The organism is Deinococcus alpinitundrae (assembly GCF_009982895.1).
Lineage (GTDB): Bacteria > Deinococcota > Deinococci > Deinococcales > Deinococcaceae > Deinococcus > Deinococcus alpinitundrae.
In genome coordinates, this window is the sequence record NZ_WXZL01000005.1 from 172834 (window position 1) to 188009 (window position 15176).

The window sequence follows — 15176 nt, forward strand, 5'->3', positions numbered from 1 at the left end:
CAGAAAGGCCGCCCCCGGCAGCGGAGACGGCCTGGGTCGGTCGGCAGGGTTTAGCCTTGCAGTACGCCCCTGACCACCTTGCTGATGTTGGCCACGCTGAAGCCGAACTTCTCAAACAGGGTCTTGGCCGGGGCTGACGCGCCAAAGGTGGTCATGCCCACCACCGCGCCGTCCAGGCCGACCCACTCGTACCAGGGTTGCAGGGCGGCGGCCTCGATGGCGACGCGCTTGACCCCCGGCGTCAGGATGCTGTCCTTGTAGGCCTGGTCCTGCTCGCGGAAGGCTTCCATGCACGGCATGCTGACCACCCGCGCTGGGGTGCCCTCGCTGGAGAGCGCCTCGGCGGCCTCAATGGCGAGCGAGACCTCGCTGCCCGACGCCACCAGAATGATCTGGGCGTTGTCGGCATCCCTGACCACGTACGCGCCCTTCTGCACGCCGACGTAGTTGCGCGGCAAGATCGGCAAATCCTGACGGGTCAGGATCAGGGCGGTGGGACCGTCCGTGCGCTCTAGGGCCACCTGCCAGGCGGCAGCGGTCTCGTTGGCGTCGGCGGGGCGCATGACAAAGCTGTTGGGCACGGCCCGCAGCATGGCGAGCTGTTCGATCGGCTGGTGGGTGGGGCCGTCCTCGCCCAGCCCGATGCTGTCGTGGGTCAGCACGTAAATGACCGGCTGCATCTGAATGGCCGACAGGCGGTAGGCGGGCTTGAGGTAATCGGCAAACACCAGGAACGTACCGACCATCGGGCGCAGGCCGCCGTAGAGACTCAGGCCGTTGGCGATGGCACTCATGCCGAACTCGCGCACCCCGAAGTAGATGTTGCGCTCGCCCAGGTCGTCCGGCTGCATGGCCCCGGAAGCGTCGATGGTGGTCTTGGTGCTGCCCGACAGATCAGCGCTGCCGCCCAGCAGGCCCGGCACTTTGGCGGCAATCGCGTTGATGACCTTGCCGCTGGCCGCGCGGGTCGCCATGCCCTTGCCGCCCACCTCGAAGCTGGGCAGGGTGTCGGCGAAGTCGGGGGCCAGCTTGCGGGCAATCATGGCGTCGAGCTCGGCCGCCTCGGCCGGGTAGTCTGCGCGGTACTTGTCCATGACCTCGTTCCAGGCCGCTTCCTGCTCTGCCCCGCGCGTGGTGGCGTCCATGTGCTGGGCGACCTCATCCGGCACCGTGAAGGCCGGGTAATCCCAGTGCAGCGCTGTCTTGGTGGCGGCCACGCCTTCCTCACCCAGCGGCTCGCCGTGCGCTTTGCTGGTGCCAGCCTTGGGACTGCCGTAACCGATGATGGTCTTGACCTTGATCAGGGTGGGGCGGCGGGTGTCGTTTCTGGCGGCTTCCAGCGCGTTCTTGATGGCGGTGAGATCGTTGCCGTCGTGGACTTCGAGCACCTGCCAGCCGTAGCTCTCGTAGCGCAGGGCCGTCACGTCGGTAAAGGTCTTGGAGGTGCCAGTGTCGAGCTGCACGTCGTTGTCGTCGTAGAGCCAGATCAGCTTGCCGAGTTGCAGGTGCCCGGCCAGTGAGGCGACCTCGTGGTTGACGCCTTCCTGAAGGTCGCCGTCGGAAACCATGCCGTAGGTGTAGTTGTCAAAAATCCTGAGGCCGGGCTTGTTGTAGCGCTGGGCCAGGTGGGCCTCGGCCATCGCCATGCCCACCGTCATGCCCGCGCCCTGGCCGAGCGGCCCGGTGGTGGCGTCGAGTCCCGGCGTGTGGAAGAACTCCGGGTGGCCGGGCGTCTTGCTGCCCCATTGCCGGAAGTTCTTGAGGTCGTCCAAGCTCAGGTCGTAGCCGGTGAGGTGCAAGAGCGAGTAGATCAGCATGCTGGCGTGGCCTGCCGACAGCACGAAGCGGTCGCGCCCCAGCCAGTCGTGGTGCTTGGGGTTGTGGCGCAGGAAATCCTGCCACAGCACGTAGGCCATCGGGGCCATGCCCAGCGGTGCGCCGGGGTGGCCGCTGTTGGCCGCCTGCACGCCGTCAATGCTGAGGGTACGGATGGTGTTGACGCTCAGTTGCTCCACGGATTGCTGGGATGTCTGACTGGTCATAATGTCAGTTTACCGCCGCTCACTGCCGCGGAGCAGCGCTGTCTACCTTCACCAAACGGTCAGGGCGCAGAGGAGACAGACACGAAAAAACCCGCTCACTGGCGGGCCGCTGTTCTCGGAGAGCTGAACTTGATGTGGTAAAGAATAGCGCAGTATGCAGCCGAAGTCAAGAACCATGCACTGAGCTGCGGGCCTGGGCTGCCAAAGAGGACGCCGCCCGCCGGGCTGGGGCGGGCGGCGTTCAGACGCGGCTCAGCCCTGGCCCTGCGAGCATTGCAGCGGGTAGGTGTTGCCGCGCCAGATGGTGTTGCCGGTGGCCACGCCGGTATTCGGGTCGTGGCGCAAAAACCAGCGGGTGTTGTCGCCGGTGTAGGTAAAGCGCAAATCTGCTCCCGAGGCGCTGCGGTTGACCAGCTTGACCCAGGGGCCAGCGCCGTCCTTGAACCAGCCTCGCACCGCCACGCCCGACGAGGTCGAGCAGACGTTGCCGCTGCAACTGGTCTGCGGATCGTCCACGACCTGCCAGACCATCCGGGCGGCGCGGCCATCGATAACGCAGCTCCAGTTGCCGAAATACCAGGCGTTGGCGACCTGCGAGGCGTGCGAGGTGGTGAGAATGGACAGCAGGGTCAGGGCCATCAGGGTGCGTTTCATGGAGTGCCTCCCGAGCGCTGGAAGAAGGTGTTCCCTTCGCTCATGCCCCGAGTGTGCGGCCCGATCAGTCCCGTTGTCTTGAGACCGGAATTGTCCCAAAGGGTAGGACTGCTGACTGGGACCAGTCTGGCCCGACTACGGCACCCGCTTCAGATCGAACTGCCACTCGAAGGACCGGTCCCAGGGAAACGAGGCGTCGGTGAGGGTGTAGGTGTTGGCGAAATGCAGGGGAAAGTCGCGCCGGGCCAGCGACAAGATGACCTGCGAGGCGTTCGGTGTGCCGAGCTGGGTTTCCGGCAGCGCCTTTCTGATCTGGGGGCGAAGCTGAGCGCTGTAAATCACGTCGTTGGTGTACTCGCGGGCCAGCAGGGCGTCCTGGCGCTCCGGGTCGGCTCCGCTCAGGTCGAGTTTGGCGTGGGCCAGGGCCGAGCCGAGGTTGTTGCCGGGCGTGCCCCAGGCCGCCAGCGCCGCCAGATTCTCGGGGCGGCGCAGGGTGGTCAAATCGGTCCACAGCGCCAGGTTGCCCTGGTTGACGGCGTTGACATCGACCACCGCCACCTTGCCCCCCCGCAGCAGCGCCGAGATTCGCAGGGCTGCCTTGCGGGTGTCGCCGCCGTTGTAGACGTACAGCGTCAGCGGTGCACTCTCCCCGGCGGCGGCCAGCGTGAAGCCGGTGGCCTGGGCGTGCAGGGCCACGCTGCGCGACAAGGCGATGCCCTCGTACTTGATAACCGCACCCGCCTTGTCAGGCGCGCTGTACTCGACTTTGACGCGCGCCGGTTCGGGCGACAGGGCGCGGGCCACCAGGCTGCTGAGCACTTCGTCCGCGCCGGGGTAGACCAGCACGTTGGCGGGCGCGTCTTTGGCCAGTGCCGCGCCCTCCTGCGGCGCGGGCGAGCCGGGCAGGGCGTCGTCCCAGGTGATGTGCAGCTCCTTGAAGGTGCCGTCGGCGGCCCAGGCCAGCATCTCGCGGGCCACCGCCAGATTGCGCGCCCGGTTGGTGGCATCGGGACTTCTCGGCAGGGTGATGAAGGCGTAAATGGGCTGCTGACGGGCGGCCTTGGTCCTGAGCACCGCCAGCCGTGCCAGGGCCTCCTCTGCGCTGAGCGGCGAGGTGCGCGACTGCACCAGCCCGCCGTAAGCCAGCGCGTCGAGCGAGACGATCAGCGGCAGGCCCTGCGGCGTCGTCTGGGTGGCGAGCCAGGCTTCCAGGGCCGGGGCGTCCGCGCCGCGCGCTGCGACGCCCAGCAGCCACTGCGGAGCCAGCCGCACGTCCGGGCTGATCAGGCCCGCGATGTCGGCAGGCAGGGTGGAGGTGGCTGGGCGCGAGTCGAGCGGCAGCAGAATCTGGGCCGGGGCACTCGGAGCGCCCAGCAGGAGGGTCGCCAGGAAAGGTGTCAAAAAACGGCGGCGGATCATCGGTCTACGCTAGCGGGGCAAGGTGAGGAGCGGTTCACTCGCCCCGCCAGGTCTTCTTGAGGAGCAGGTACGGATTCACGGCCCCGCCGCTCTGGTAAACGCCGTAATGCAGGTGCGTTGGTGTGCCTGCCGCGTTGCCACTGTCGCCGACGTACCCCACCACTGTGCCCGCCTCAATCCACTCGCCGCGCTTGAGCTTGGGATAGCGCTCCAGATGGGCGTAGTAGTGCCGCGCCCCGCCCGGTCCCAGCACCATCACGGTGCGGCCCCCCAGGGTGTCGGGACCGACATTGAGCATCTCGCCGCGCGTGGTGGAGAGAACCGGCGTGTTTCTCGGCGCGAAGATGTCCACGCCCTCATGCCGCCGTCCCTGGCTGCGGGCCCCGCCCCAGGTGTCGGCAAACCTCACGCCGGGCAGTGGAAGCGGCAGACTGCCGGGCGTCGGCAGGGGAGCTGCGTGCAGCGCCGCCAAGCGCTGGGCCCGCTGCACCAGCGGCCAGACGACATAGAGGGCGGCGGCAACCAGGGCCAGCATCAGCAGCCAGCCGAAAAAACGGCGCATAGACGGTCAGTCTGGGGGTTGGGCGTGAGGTGGGCTTGAGGGCAGGGGAGGAAGATTACGCGGCCTGAGTCGACGCTCTGGATCGACTGGCTGGGTCTACTCCTCCGGGCTGCTTGCCACCACTTTCTGCACCAGCGGCATGATGGTCAGCCCCTGCACCGCGATGGTAAACAAGACGATCAGGTAGGTGGCGGTGATCAGGGCGCTGCGGTAGCTGCTCGGCGGCAAGCCCAGCACCAGGCTGATGGCGATGCCGCCGCGCAGACCGCCCCAGGTCAGCAGCCGCACAGTATACGCGCCGTAAGCGGCCCGCCCGCGAATCAGCCAGAACGGCAGCGCCACGCTGAGGTAGCGGGCCGCCAGCGCCACGGCGATCAGTATCCCCCCGGCCACGAACTGAGGCACACGCCCTGGGTTGAGCAGCACGTTCAGGCCGATGAAGGCGAACAGGAGGATGTTGAGCACCTGCTCGATGGTCTCCCAGAAATTGATGACCTGCTCGCGGGTGTTCTCGGTGAAGATCTTTTCCTTGTGCGCCGAGATGATCAGGCCCAGCACCACCATCGCCAGTGGGCCGCTGAAGCCTAGACCCAGCGCCAGCACGTAGCCGCCGATGACCAGCGCCAGGGTCAGCAGCACCTCCACCGCCGCGTTCTCGATGGTGCGGGTCAGGTACAGCCCGGTCAGGCCCAGCACCCCGCCCAGTGCCACCCCGCCCATCGCCTCGCGGGCAAACAGGCCCAGTGCGCCCAGCAGATCGGCGCTGGCCGCGTGGTCCACGTTGACACTGCCGCCCCCGGCCAGCCCGCTGAGCACCAGAAAGATCACCACGCCCACGCCGTCGTTGAAGAGGCTCTCCCCGGCGATCAATGTTTCGATTCGCGGCGGCACCCTGGCCCGCTTGAGCAGATCGAGCACCGCCACCGGGTCGGTGGGCGAGATCAGCGCGCCGAACAGCAGTGCTCCGATCATCGGCACGGCCAGTCCCAGCGCCCCGAACACCAGATATGCCCCGAAGCCCACCAGCACAGTGCTGATCAGCGTGCTAAACACCGCCAGCGTCAGAATCGTAACGCGCTGCTTGAGCATCTGCGCGGCGTCGAGGCTGAGTGCTCCGCCGAACAGCAGCAAGCTGAGAATGCCGTTGAGCACGAAGTCGGTGAAATTGAGGGTCTTGAGCATCAGGCGGGCGTAGTGGCCGACCATCGGCAGCGCCAGCGCGTCGATGCCCACCAGCAAAATGCCCGCCAGCGCGCCCGAGAGGGCCACCCCCACGGTGGTCGGGAAGTGAAAGAACCGCTCATTCAGGTACGCCAGTACGGCAGTCACGCTGAGCAGCACGGCAAAAGCGGTCAACATAGAGGGCAGTCTACCGGCCGGGCCCGGTGCGGCTGAACGTAGAATGGCTGCATGGACGATCTGGCCGACATGGACGACTTTCAACCTCAGGACGGGGCCGAAGCCCACTTCGAGCACCTCAACGGAGCCGATCTGTATTTCGAGGTGGTCGAACCCGAGTTCGCCTCAGCAGAGCTTCAGACCCTGATCTACCTGCATGGCGGCCCCGGCTACAACAGCCTGACCTTCCGCGACCTGGTGGGTGAGCGCCTCTCGGCCTACCGGGTGATCTACCTCGACCAGCGTGGCGCGGGCCGCAGCGGGGCACTCGACGACACCGAGCAGGGCAGCGATACCCTCGACCTCGACACCCTGACTGCCGATGTGGAAGCGGTGCGCGAGTTTCTGGGCCTGGAGACGCTGACCCCACTGGGACACGGCTTTGGGGCCTTGATCGCGCTGGAATACGCCCGGCGCTTTCCCACCCGCACCAACCGGGCCGTCGTCGTCAATCCCTGGGTGCATTTTCCCGATCTGGCCCTCACCTTGCTGGAAGAAGCCAGTGCCCGCCGCAATGTGACGCTCGAAGACCCCAAAGCGGAGGTGACCGCCCGTACCCCCGAGGGCCAGCACCCCCAGGTGGGCGCGGCCCGCATCGAGGCGGCCTTTGCGCTGCTCAACGCCCGCGACCTGCTCAACGCCCTGCACTTCAAGGACGCGCCCAGCCGGATGCGCCTGGAATTTGCCGACGTGGAGGGCCAGCTGATGGGCGGGGCCGAGGTGCAGCAGGCCCTGGTCAACCAGGGGCTGTGGGAGTTCGAGTACCCACCGTTTCTGAGCGAGATCCGGCGTCAGGTGTACGTGATCGCCGGAACGCACGACGCCACCAGTTATCCCGCGCAGGTGCAGTGGCTTGAAGACCTGGGAGGTGCCGACGTGACCCTGCTCGACGCCGGGCACTATCCCTGGCTCGACGACGAGGACGAATTTGTGGCGGCGCTGGAAGAAGCACTCAGCCGCTGACGCCGGATCACCGTCTTGGTGCTCAGGGCAGGGTCTACGGCTCGCAGTGAACGTCCTGGCCGAAGTATTTCTTGCTCAGGGCGGCGTAGCTGCCGTCGGCCAGCATCTTCTTGAGGACGATGTTGAAAGGACCCAGCACCTCGTTGTTGTCGGCCTGCGCCGCGCCGCCGTCCCGGTCCATCACCAGGGTGATGTCCTGCGACCACAGCAGCGGGCTGACCTGAATGACCTTCGCGCCCGCCTTCTTGAACATCTTGAGGGCGGCGTAGCGGTCCATGACCAGGGCGTCCATCGTTCCGGTCAGAAACGCCAGCAGGGCCTGGTCGTCGTTGGCGAAGACGTTGACCTGCTTGTTAAACGAGAGGTTGCGGACATAGTAGAAATAACTGCTGCCGCTCACCACGGCGATGCGCTTGCCTTTCAGCTCGTTTTCGTAGGTGGGACCGCCGGGCCGGGCCAGAATCACGCCGCCGCCGCAGGCCAGCGGCTTGCTGAGGCTCACGTCGCTCAGCGGCTGCGGCAACTGGCTGTCGATGACCGCGTCGTAGCTGCCCGAGCGCAGACCGTCCATCAGGGACTGGGGCGTGGCGACCTTGCGCCAGGTGAGGGTGTTGACCTTCATCTGTTTGCCGATGAGGCTCAGCAGTTCGGTGGCGAAGCCCTCGAAGGCGGCTCCGTTCTGGTTGATCAGGGGCGGCTGTGCTGTGCTGAAGGCCAGCCTGAACTGACCCTGGCCCTGAAACTTGGCCAGGCCAGCGGCATGCACCGGACTGGGCAGTGTGGCTGCCGCGCCGAGCAGGGCGAGACGAACGAGAAGAGTGCGGAATCGTAACAAGGCTGGGCCTCCAGAATGGGCTGTTCCCGTTTCCAGACAGCACACCGACCCTGGATGAAGCGCCGACTTCACGCTCTTCAGACCGGGTGCCGTTCTGGAACTGAGATTGCCTCAATCTGTAACGCCGACTCTTGACAAACTCTGACAATTTGTCTTAGTGACCTCAGGTGCCCATTTCGCAGATCAGACGACCGGCAGTACGATTCCTCACATGTTGTGCAGCACGTTCATGATGTCGCCGTCCTTCATGACGTACTCCTTGCCCTCGGTGCGCACCCAACCTTTGCTCTTGGCCGCCGCCCAGCCTCCGGCCTCCACCATCTTCTGCCACTCGATGACCTCGGCCCGGATGAAGCCGCGCTCCAGATCCGAGTGGATTTCGCCAGCGGCCTCGGGGGCCTTCTCGCCGTTGCGAATGGTCCAGGCGCGCACTTCCTTCTCGCCCGAGGTGATGAAAGTGATCAGGCCCAGCGTGGCGTAGCCCACCTTAACCAGCTGATCGAGGCCGCTTTCCTCGACGCCCAGGTCGTGCAGAAAGGCGCGGGCGTCCTCCTCCTCCATCTCGGCCAGTTCGCCTTCGATCTGGGCGCTGATCTTGACCACGTGCGAGCCGTCACGCGCGGCGAATTCGCGCACCTGCTTGACGAGGTCGTTGTCGCCCGCCAGATCGTCCTCACCGACGTTGGCCACGTAAATCACCGGCTTGATGGTGATCAGGCCGAAGTCCTTGGGCACTGGGCTTTGGATCTGGGCGGCGCGGGCAGGCTGACCCTCGCCCAGCACCTTGAGAATGACCTCGGCGATATCGAGCTGCTCTTTGGCCTCCTTGTCGCCGCCCTTGGCCTTTTTGGTCAGGCCCACCACCCGCTTTTCCAGGCCGGAGAGGTCGGCCAGAATCAGCTCGGTGTTGATGGTCTCGATGTCGTCGAGGGGATCGACCCGGTTGGCGACGTGAATAACGTTGCCGTCTTCGAAACAGCGCACGACGTGGGCGATGGCGTCGACCTCGCGGATGTTGGCCAGAAACTGGTTGCCCAAGCCCTCGCCCTGTGAAGCCCCTTTAACCAGCCCGGCGATGTCCACGAATTCCACGAAGGTCGGGATGATCGGCGGCACCCGCTCGCCCTTGGTAAAGACCTGGCTCAGCGCGCCCAGGCGCTCGTCCGGCACATTGACGCGGCCCACGTTCGGCTCGATGGTGGCAAACGGGTAATTGGCCGCCAGTGCTCCGGCGCGGGTAATGGCGTTGAACAAAGTTGATTTGCCGACATTGGGCAGGCCGACGATTCCGATACTTAAGCTACTCACGATAACGATTCTCCTTACGCGCCCGCGAGCGCAACAGGGGAGAGTTTAGCGCATCGGAAAGTTATCCACAGCCTTGGGTGGGGAGTGTGGATAACTTCCGGGGTAAACAATTTGGGGCATGCCCAGCTCGGTGGCCGCTGCGAATTGACGTGAAAAAAGATTGCTTCTGAGCGGGCTTCCCGTCTGGGTACTGCTGCAAGGTCAATGCCGCCTCATACGGAGTCCGGCTCGAATCGGTTCACACAACCTGTGAACGCCGACCGAGCGGGTAGGCGTGACCAGGCGCATTCGTTGTGTCCAAGAAGCGGGCAGGCCCCATGCAGGTGCCGCTCACGACGAAATGGAGCGACACCGGAACACTTTCTCGGACGGTTCGGAAGTGAGTGCACTCCATATCAGACAGGCTTTGACACGACGCGCACTGAACCTGTTGCAGCCTGGCGGATCAGTTGGTGGTTTTGAGTCGCCGACTCACTTTCTGCCGGTACATCCGCCGATCACTGATGCGCAGCAGGTCGCCGGGCGTCTGGGCGTCGTGCGGCAGCCAGGCGACGCCGCAACTGGCGCTGGCCGCCTCGAATCCGGAGGCGCTCACCTCGCTGAGTGCCCCGGTCAGCCGCTCCAGCAGCAGGGGGGAATGCAGGGGAGCTGCGCCGATCACGGCGAACTCGTCGCCGCCCAGCCGGTAGACGTTCCCCAACGGCCTGAAGGCTCGCGCAGCGCAGCTGGCAAAGGCAGTCAGCAGGTGGTCTCCGGCAGCGTGACCCTGGGTGTCATTGACCAACTTCAAGCCGTCGAGGTCCAGCGACATCACGAACATGCTGTCCTGGTCCGGTTGCGGCCCGGCGCAGCGCGCTTCCAGATCAGCCTCGAAGGCACGGCGGTTGGGCAATCCGGTGAGACTGTCGGTCAGCGCCATGCGCTCCATCTGCCAGGCCACCTGCTCAGCCTCGCGGCGGGCTATATCCAGCTCGCGGCTGCGTTCGACCAGCAGTTGTTCGAACACCGCCAGCATGTGGCTGGCATCCTCGCCGGGCATGGGTCTGTCTTCGATGCTCAGGTCGAGGTCGTGCCGGGCGCTGCTCTCCTCGGTCAGCACCTGCAGCGCCACCTCCACCACCCGGGGATCGAACTGCTTGCCCACCTGCGCCTGCACTTCCCGCAGCGCTTCGTCGGCACTCCAGGCCCGTTTGTAAGGCCGCGCCTGGGTCAGGGCGTCGAACACGTCGGCCACCGCCACGATCCGGCCCGTCAGTGGAATGACCTCACCCGACAGGCCCTGTGGATACCCCTGCCCGTCCCAGCGCTCGTGATGGGTCAGGGCGATTTCTTCGGCCAGCCGCAGCAACTCGGATTGTCCACCCGACAGAATGCGCGCACCGATCAGGGTGTGGGTCTGCATCTGGCTGTATTCTCCCTCGCTCAGCTTGCCCGGCTTGAGCAGGATGATATCGGGAATGCCGATCTTTCCGACATCGTGCAGGCGGGCCGCAACCCCCAGCACCTGGGCACGTTCCTCGGGCCAGCCCAGCGCCACGGCCAGCCGGGCTGCCGACCGCCCCACCCGGCGGGTATGCTCCCCGGTGGTGTCGTCGCGGTATTCCGCCGCCATGGCCAGACGGGTAACCACCTCATGCTGGGCGCGGGCGAGTTCGGCTGTGCGCTCCTGCACCAGCTGCTCAGCGTTCTGCCGGGCTTCCTGCTCGACTTCGGTGCGCAGGCGGTACACGTCAGTCTCGTGCTTAGCGCGTTCCACTTCAAACTGCACCATGAACTTGCGGACCTGACGCTCACGCTGCTGACTGAACAGGTCGCGCTCGATATGGCGCAGTAACCGTAGGTGCGAGGTGGCCTGTGCCCACTCCTCCTGGCTCTCGGACAGATCAGCCAGGGCCAGATGCGCCTGCGCCAGTTCTTTGGGGGCCTGCTGCTGCTCGGCGAGTTCCAGGCTGCGCTCCAGATGCTCCCTGGCCGCCGCACGCTCGCCCAGCGCATGCTGCACCTGACCCAGATGCAGGTGCGCGTCGAGCTGTCCCTGCTCGTCACCGATCTCCAGAGCGATGTCGAGCGCTTCCTGATGGAGAAGTTGGCCCTGAGACAGGTTGCCCTGTTTGACCCGGAGGCTGCCCAGACTGTCGAGAATGGACGATTCCTCCAACCGGTGGCTGAAAGTCCGACTGCCTTCGAGCGCCCGCTCTAGGTGGCTGGCCGCTTCAGGAAGCTGATCGGCGGCTAAGTAGAAGGTGCCTATATTCAGATTGACCCGCATTTCAAGAAGATCGTCACCGCAGCGTTTGGTGGCCTCCAAAGCTGAAGTCATAACCTCGATGGCAAGTGCATTCTCATCGTTAAGATGGTGGAGGCGGCCTAAGCTACTCAAAATGAAGGCTTCAGATCTGGGATTCTCAATGGCCGTTTGATGAAGGTGATATGCCCGGCGAAGCGTGAGAACTGCGTCATCGTACTGGCCCTGCCAAGTCTGGATGCTACCAATGTTGCTTAGTACCATTGCTTGGGCCTGTACGTCTTTCAACGTTTCCCACAATCCTAGTGCCTGCCAAGCTGTCTCCAACGCTTCGTCGACCTGGCCCTGAGCATGTCGCACAGCAACGATCTGATTAAGCGCGGCAGCATATAGTCGCTGTCCAGCTGGCTCGTTGATTCCCCTCAACTGATCAATGGACGCTTTCAAATGCCTTTCGGCTTCGTCTAGGTTTCCTAAGTCAGTGCAAACTTTACCCGCCAAGTTGTGAGCCTGAGCAGCTCCTAGCTTGTCCTGACCCTGGGTGAAGTCGGCGGCGGCCCGCTCCAAGCTCTGCAAAGCAGCAGGCAAGTCACGGTTTTCGATCTGGACCTGACCAAGCAGCAGCCAACTGCGGGCCTGAGCGGATGGCTGCTGCTCGGTAAAACGCAGGTAATCACCGGCTACCGCCAGCGCCTGTTGAGGCGCAGCGGTGATCAGCGCCTTCACCGCCTCCTCGAAGGCCCGACATTGTGCCTCGAAGGTCACGCTTTCCGGTACGTGACCCAGCGAGGGGGGTTCGGTGTGGCGGATCAAGGTCCGCTTCCTGGCCTCTGCTTCAGGCCACGCCCCTCAATCCGTACCCACGTTTTCACCTTTTTACTCCTGGCCTGCGCTACTTGAGCGTGGCTTTGAGGAACGCGACCAGATCGAGACGTCCCTTCTTGCCCAGTTTGCCGTTGTAGGCTGCGTTGAGATTGTTAGCATAGACGTCGGCGGCACTATCGACCAGCTTGTTGTCGAGGTCTTTGACCTGCACGTTGAGGGGCTGAGCCAACGCCAGGGCCAGCGCGCCCGAGGCCATCGGCGCAGCCATCGAGGTACCGCTCCAGGCGGCCATCAGTTCGCCGGGCGCGGGCGCGTAAACGTTCTCGCCGGGGCCGACCACTTCGAGCTTGTCGGAATAGTTCGAGAAGCTCGACTTGCGGTCGTTCAGGTCGACGCTACCGACGCTCAGCGAAAAGTCGCCCGCGCCGCCATCTGCTGCCAGCGCCGCCGGGTAGGTGATCGTATTGGCGTTGGCGTTGCCTGCCGAGGAGACGACCAGCACGTTCTGGCTCTTGACCTGAGTGATGGCGTCTTGCACCACCTTGGAGTTCTCGGCACTGCCCAGACTCATGTTGATGACCTTGGCTCCCTTGGCCGCTGCCCACAAGATCGCCCGCGCGATGGTGGCCACGTCGCCGGAGCCGTCCGGCCCCAGCACCCGCAGCGGCATGATCTTGGCCTTGGGCGCAATTTGCAAGACGATGCCCGCAACGTTGGTGCCGTGCCCGAAGCCGCCCACGCCTAGCGTGCCTTCATCCTGCGGCACGGCGTCACCCGCATAGAAGTCGTACCAGGTCGAGGGATCACTCAGCGCGCCCTGGAAAGCCGAGTGCTTGAGGTCTAGGCCAGTGTCGATCACGGCCACCGTGACGCCCGCGCCCAGGTTGGGGGCCAGCGCCTGGGCAGCTTGCAGGTTGATCTTGGTCCAGATGCCAGTATTTTGCGGCAGTGGCGAATATTCACCGCTGGCCCAAATGATGCGCGAGCCGCCAGACCAAGCCTGAAGTCCGCCGCTGGCCCAGATGATGCGCGAGCCGCCCATAAAAGCCGTCAATTCACCGCCGCCGGTGAATACGTCCTTGTTGCGCTCGATGAAAACCGGGCGGCTGGCGGTGGTGCTGAGGATCTTCATGGCGGCGGACGAGCGGTTGAAACCGAGCAGAGCCGTGCAGCTGGGGTCGCCGCTGGCCGAGCAGCTGTTGTCCGGCCAGGTCATGACGCTGCCGCCGAGCTGGGCTTCCACCGCTGCGCGGGTGTCTCCGAGTTCTAGGGGCACCGAAACGACGTAGTCGTAGCGCGGGGCGCTGTGGCCGGGAAGATTGGCGTTGCCGCTGGTCTGTGACTGTGAGCAGGCCGCTAAAAGACCGACAGTCAACAATAAGCCGGGAATCAGTCGTTGGAATGAATGCATAAAAGTCCTCCAGGTGAAGAATGCGGGCGGCATCGCTATAGAGTTGCATTTTAGGAGAGGAGGCCTTACAGCTCTCTGATGAGAGAAAAGTCACACAAAGTGGACGAGGAGCAGTTGTAATCAGATTTATCACACGTCTGCCTCATGGGTTGCGGAGGCCCTGGGCTGCTCGACATCCAAGCTCTCGCCCAACGACTTAAGCATGCCAAAAGCCGGGCCATCTTTTCACATGATGACCACGTTCCGCTTGACTGAGGGTGTCGCTGCTGGTGTCCAGAAATAAAAGCGGGGGTTATCCCTTCTGGAGCCGACGATCTTCAGGCTGGACAGGATCGCATCTCCTTACACGGCTTCGGCGGGGAAGAGTTCAGCGCGTCACATCCGGCACACTGCCGCGAGCGCCTTTTCGACTTGGCTGCTCGGCGGCGTCTCTCCAGTGAACCGAGGGTTACCCTCATCGAAAATATATCTTTCGGTTATGCCATACCCAAGAACGCAGCAAGATGGTGAGACGGCGGGCGCTCTAGACTCGTCCAATGGCTGATCTCAAGCCCCTGCCCCTGTGTGCTCAAAACGAGTACCAGCGCTTGGTCGAGGAGATGCCGGTGATGCTGTGGACCGCCGACGTGCACGGGATCTGGACCCACGTCAACCGGCGCTGGACCGAGTACACCGGCTTGCTGCACGAATCGAAGGGCTTCGGCTTCGAGGAAGCGCTGCACCCCGATGACGTGCAGCCGACGCTGGCCGTCTGGCGGGCGGCTGTCGCTTCCGATCAGCACTACGACGTCGAATACCGCCTACGTGATCAATCAGGCTGCTACCGGTGGTTCGTGACGCGGGGCCGCCGGTTGCCTGACGGCACCCACCCCGACCTGGCCTGGGTGGGCAGTTGCAGCGACATTGACGAGCAGAAGCGGGCCGAGCGTGCGGCCCAGGTGGCCCGTCAGTCGGCGGTGCGTGCCCTGGGGCTGGCCCTGGAAGTCCGTGACCGCGAGACGGCGGGTCACACCGACCGGGTGACGGCGCTGGCCCAGCAGTTGGGCCGGATTCTGGCGCTGCCGGAAGAGCTGCTCACAGAGCTGGAAACCGGAGCGCTGCTGCACGACATCGGCAAGATCGGGGTGTCCGACGCGGTGCTGTTCAAGCCTGGCCCGCTGAGCGAGGGCGAGCGCGCGCAGATCAACCGCCACGCGCAGGAGGGCGAGCGCTTCGCCGCCGCGCTGGGCTTCGTATCTGATGCGGCGCTCTCGCTGATCCGCCACCACCACGAGCACTGGGACGGCAGCGGCTACCCGGACGGCCTGGCGGGCGAGGCGATTCCCCGGCTGGCCCGGTTGTTCGCGGTGGTGGACAGCTACGACGCCATGATCAGCGTGCGCCCCTACAAGGACGCCTGGTCTAGGGCGCAGGCTCTGGCCGAACTCGAGCGCCTGAGCGGCCAGACGTATGACCCGGAGATGGTCGCGGCGCTGACGACCTGGCTGAGGGCCGCCGCGTCGGACTGAGCCAAG

Annotated in this window: 11 protein-coding genes; 2 read left to right on the forward strand and 9 right to left on the reverse strand. The window is 64.8% G+C overall.

The window, feature by feature from the left end:
• Positions 1 to 50 precede the first annotated feature (50 nt).
• From tkt to GUI70_RS06780, 5 genes are all read right to left on the reverse strand, one after another.
• Positions 51 to 2042: a transketolase gene (gene tkt, locus GUI70_RS06760; protein ID WP_161881528.1), complete on the reverse strand. Its 1992-nt coding sequence runs from the start codon at positions 2040 to 2042 to the stop codon at positions 51 to 53.
• Between the two features lie 252 nt (positions 2043 to 2294).
• The gene (locus GUI70_RS06765) at positions 2295 to 2696 is read right to left on the reverse strand and encodes a DUF6006 family protein (protein ID WP_161881529.1); all 402 of its coding nucleotides are present in this window, start codon (positions 2694 to 2696) and stop codon (positions 2295 to 2297) included.
• Between the two features lie 135 nt (positions 2697 to 2831).
• Complete coding sequence (locus tag GUI70_RS06770; RefSeq protein ID WP_161881530.1) at positions 2832 to 4115, reverse strand: DUF4127 family protein; 1284 nt, start codon at positions 4113 to 4115, stop codon at positions 2832 to 2834.
• A 34-nt stretch (positions 4116 to 4149) separates the two neighbouring features.
• Entirely contained in the window at positions 4150 to 4677 is a 528-nt protein-coding gene (locus GUI70_RS06775; protein WP_161881531.1) for a M23 family metallopeptidase, read from the reverse strand.
• Between the two features lie 96 nt (positions 4678 to 4773).
• Positions 4774 to 6036 (reverse strand): cation:proton antiporter, encoded by a 1263-nt coding sequence (locus GUI70_RS06780; protein WP_161881532.1) that lies wholly within the window; start codon positions 6034 to 6036, stop codon positions 4774 to 4776.
• Positions 6037 to 6087: 51 nt separating this feature from the next.
• On the opposite strand from GUI70_RS06780, the gene GUI70_RS06785 reads away from it, so the two are divergent.
• The gene (locus tag GUI70_RS06785) at positions 6088 to 7038 is read left to right on the forward strand and encodes an alpha/beta fold hydrolase (RefSeq protein ID WP_237724752.1); all 951 of its coding nucleotides are present in this window, start codon (positions 6088 to 6090) and stop codon (positions 7036 to 7038) included.
• Between the two features lie 34 nt (positions 7039 to 7072).
• Here GUI70_RS06785 and GUI70_RS06790 read toward each other — a convergent pair whose 3' ends face one another.
• The 4 genes from GUI70_RS06790 to GUI70_RS06805 all read right to left on the reverse strand — a co-directional run bounded on the left by GUI70_RS06790 (position 7073) and on the right by GUI70_RS06805 (position 13662).
• Positions 7073 to 7873, reverse strand: a complete 801-nt coding sequence (locus tag GUI70_RS06790; protein WP_161881533.1) for a substrate-binding periplasmic protein — start codon at positions 7871 to 7873, stop codon at positions 7073 to 7075.
• A 207-nt stretch (positions 7874 to 8080) separates the two neighbouring features.
• A complete protein-coding gene (ychF, locus tag GUI70_RS06795) occupies positions 8081 to 9181 on the reverse strand; it encodes a redox-regulated ATPase YchF (RefSeq protein WP_161881534.1) in 1101 nt (366 codons plus the stop codon).
• A 445-nt stretch (positions 9182 to 9626) separates the two neighbouring features.
• Positions 9627 to 11501 carry a bifunctional diguanylate cyclase/phosphohydrolase gene (locus GUI70_RS06800; protein ID WP_237724753.1) on the reverse strand — a complete coding sequence of 625 codons (1875 nt, stop codon included), beginning with the start codon at positions 11499 to 11501 and terminating at the stop codon, positions 9627 to 9629.
• Positions 11502 to 12318: 817 nt separating this feature from the next.
• Entirely contained in the window at positions 12319 to 13662 is a 1344-nt protein-coding gene (locus GUI70_RS06805; RefSeq protein WP_161881536.1) for a S8 family serine peptidase, read from the reverse strand.
• A gap of 536 nt (positions 13663 to 14198) precedes the next feature.
• Between GUI70_RS06805 and GUI70_RS06810 the strand changes: the two genes are divergently transcribed.
• The gene (locus GUI70_RS06810; protein WP_161881537.1) at positions 14199 to 15170 is read left to right on the forward strand and encodes an HD domain-containing phosphohydrolase; all 972 of its coding nucleotides are present in this window, start codon (positions 14199 to 14201) and stop codon (positions 15168 to 15170) included.
• Positions 15171 to 15176: the final 6 nt, after the last annotated feature.

Bases quoted from the DNA above. Each gene is read 5' to 3' on its own strand.
- GUI70_RS06770 (WP_161881530.1), bottom strand. From the start codon at position 4,115: ATGATCCGCCGCCGTTTTTTGACACCTTTCCTGGCGACCCTCCTGCTG.
- tkt (WP_161881528.1), bottom strand. From the start codon at position 2,042: ATGACCAGTCAGACATCCCAGCAATCCGTGGAGCAACTGAGCGTCAAC.
- GUI70_RS06775 (WP_161881531.1), bottom strand. From the start codon at position 4,677: ATGCGCCGTTTTTTCGGCTGGCTGCTGATGCTGGCCCTGGTTGCCGCC.
- GUI70_RS06780 (WP_161881532.1), bottom strand. From the start codon at position 6,036: ATGTTGACCGCTTTTGCCGTGCTGCTCAGCGTGACTGCCGTACTGGCG.
- GUI70_RS06805 (WP_161881536.1), bottom strand. From the start codon at position 13,662: ATGCATTCATTCCAACGACTGATTCCCGGCTTATTGTTGACTGTCGGT.
- GUI70_RS06800 (WP_237724753.1), bottom strand. From the start codon at position 11,501: ATGACTTCAGCTTTGGAGGCCACCAAACGCTGCGGTGACGATCTTCTT.
- GUI70_RS06785 (WP_237724752.1), top strand. From the start codon at position 6,088: ATGGACGATCTGGCCGACATGGACGACTTTCAACCTCAGGACGGGGCC.
- GUI70_RS06765 (WP_161881529.1), bottom strand. From the start codon at position 2,696: ATGAAACGCACCCTGATGGCCCTGACCCTGCTGTCCATTCTCACCACC.
- GUI70_RS06810 (WP_161881537.1), top strand. From the start codon at position 14,199: ATGGCTGATCTCAAGCCCCTGCCCCTGTGTGCTCAAAACGAGTACCAG.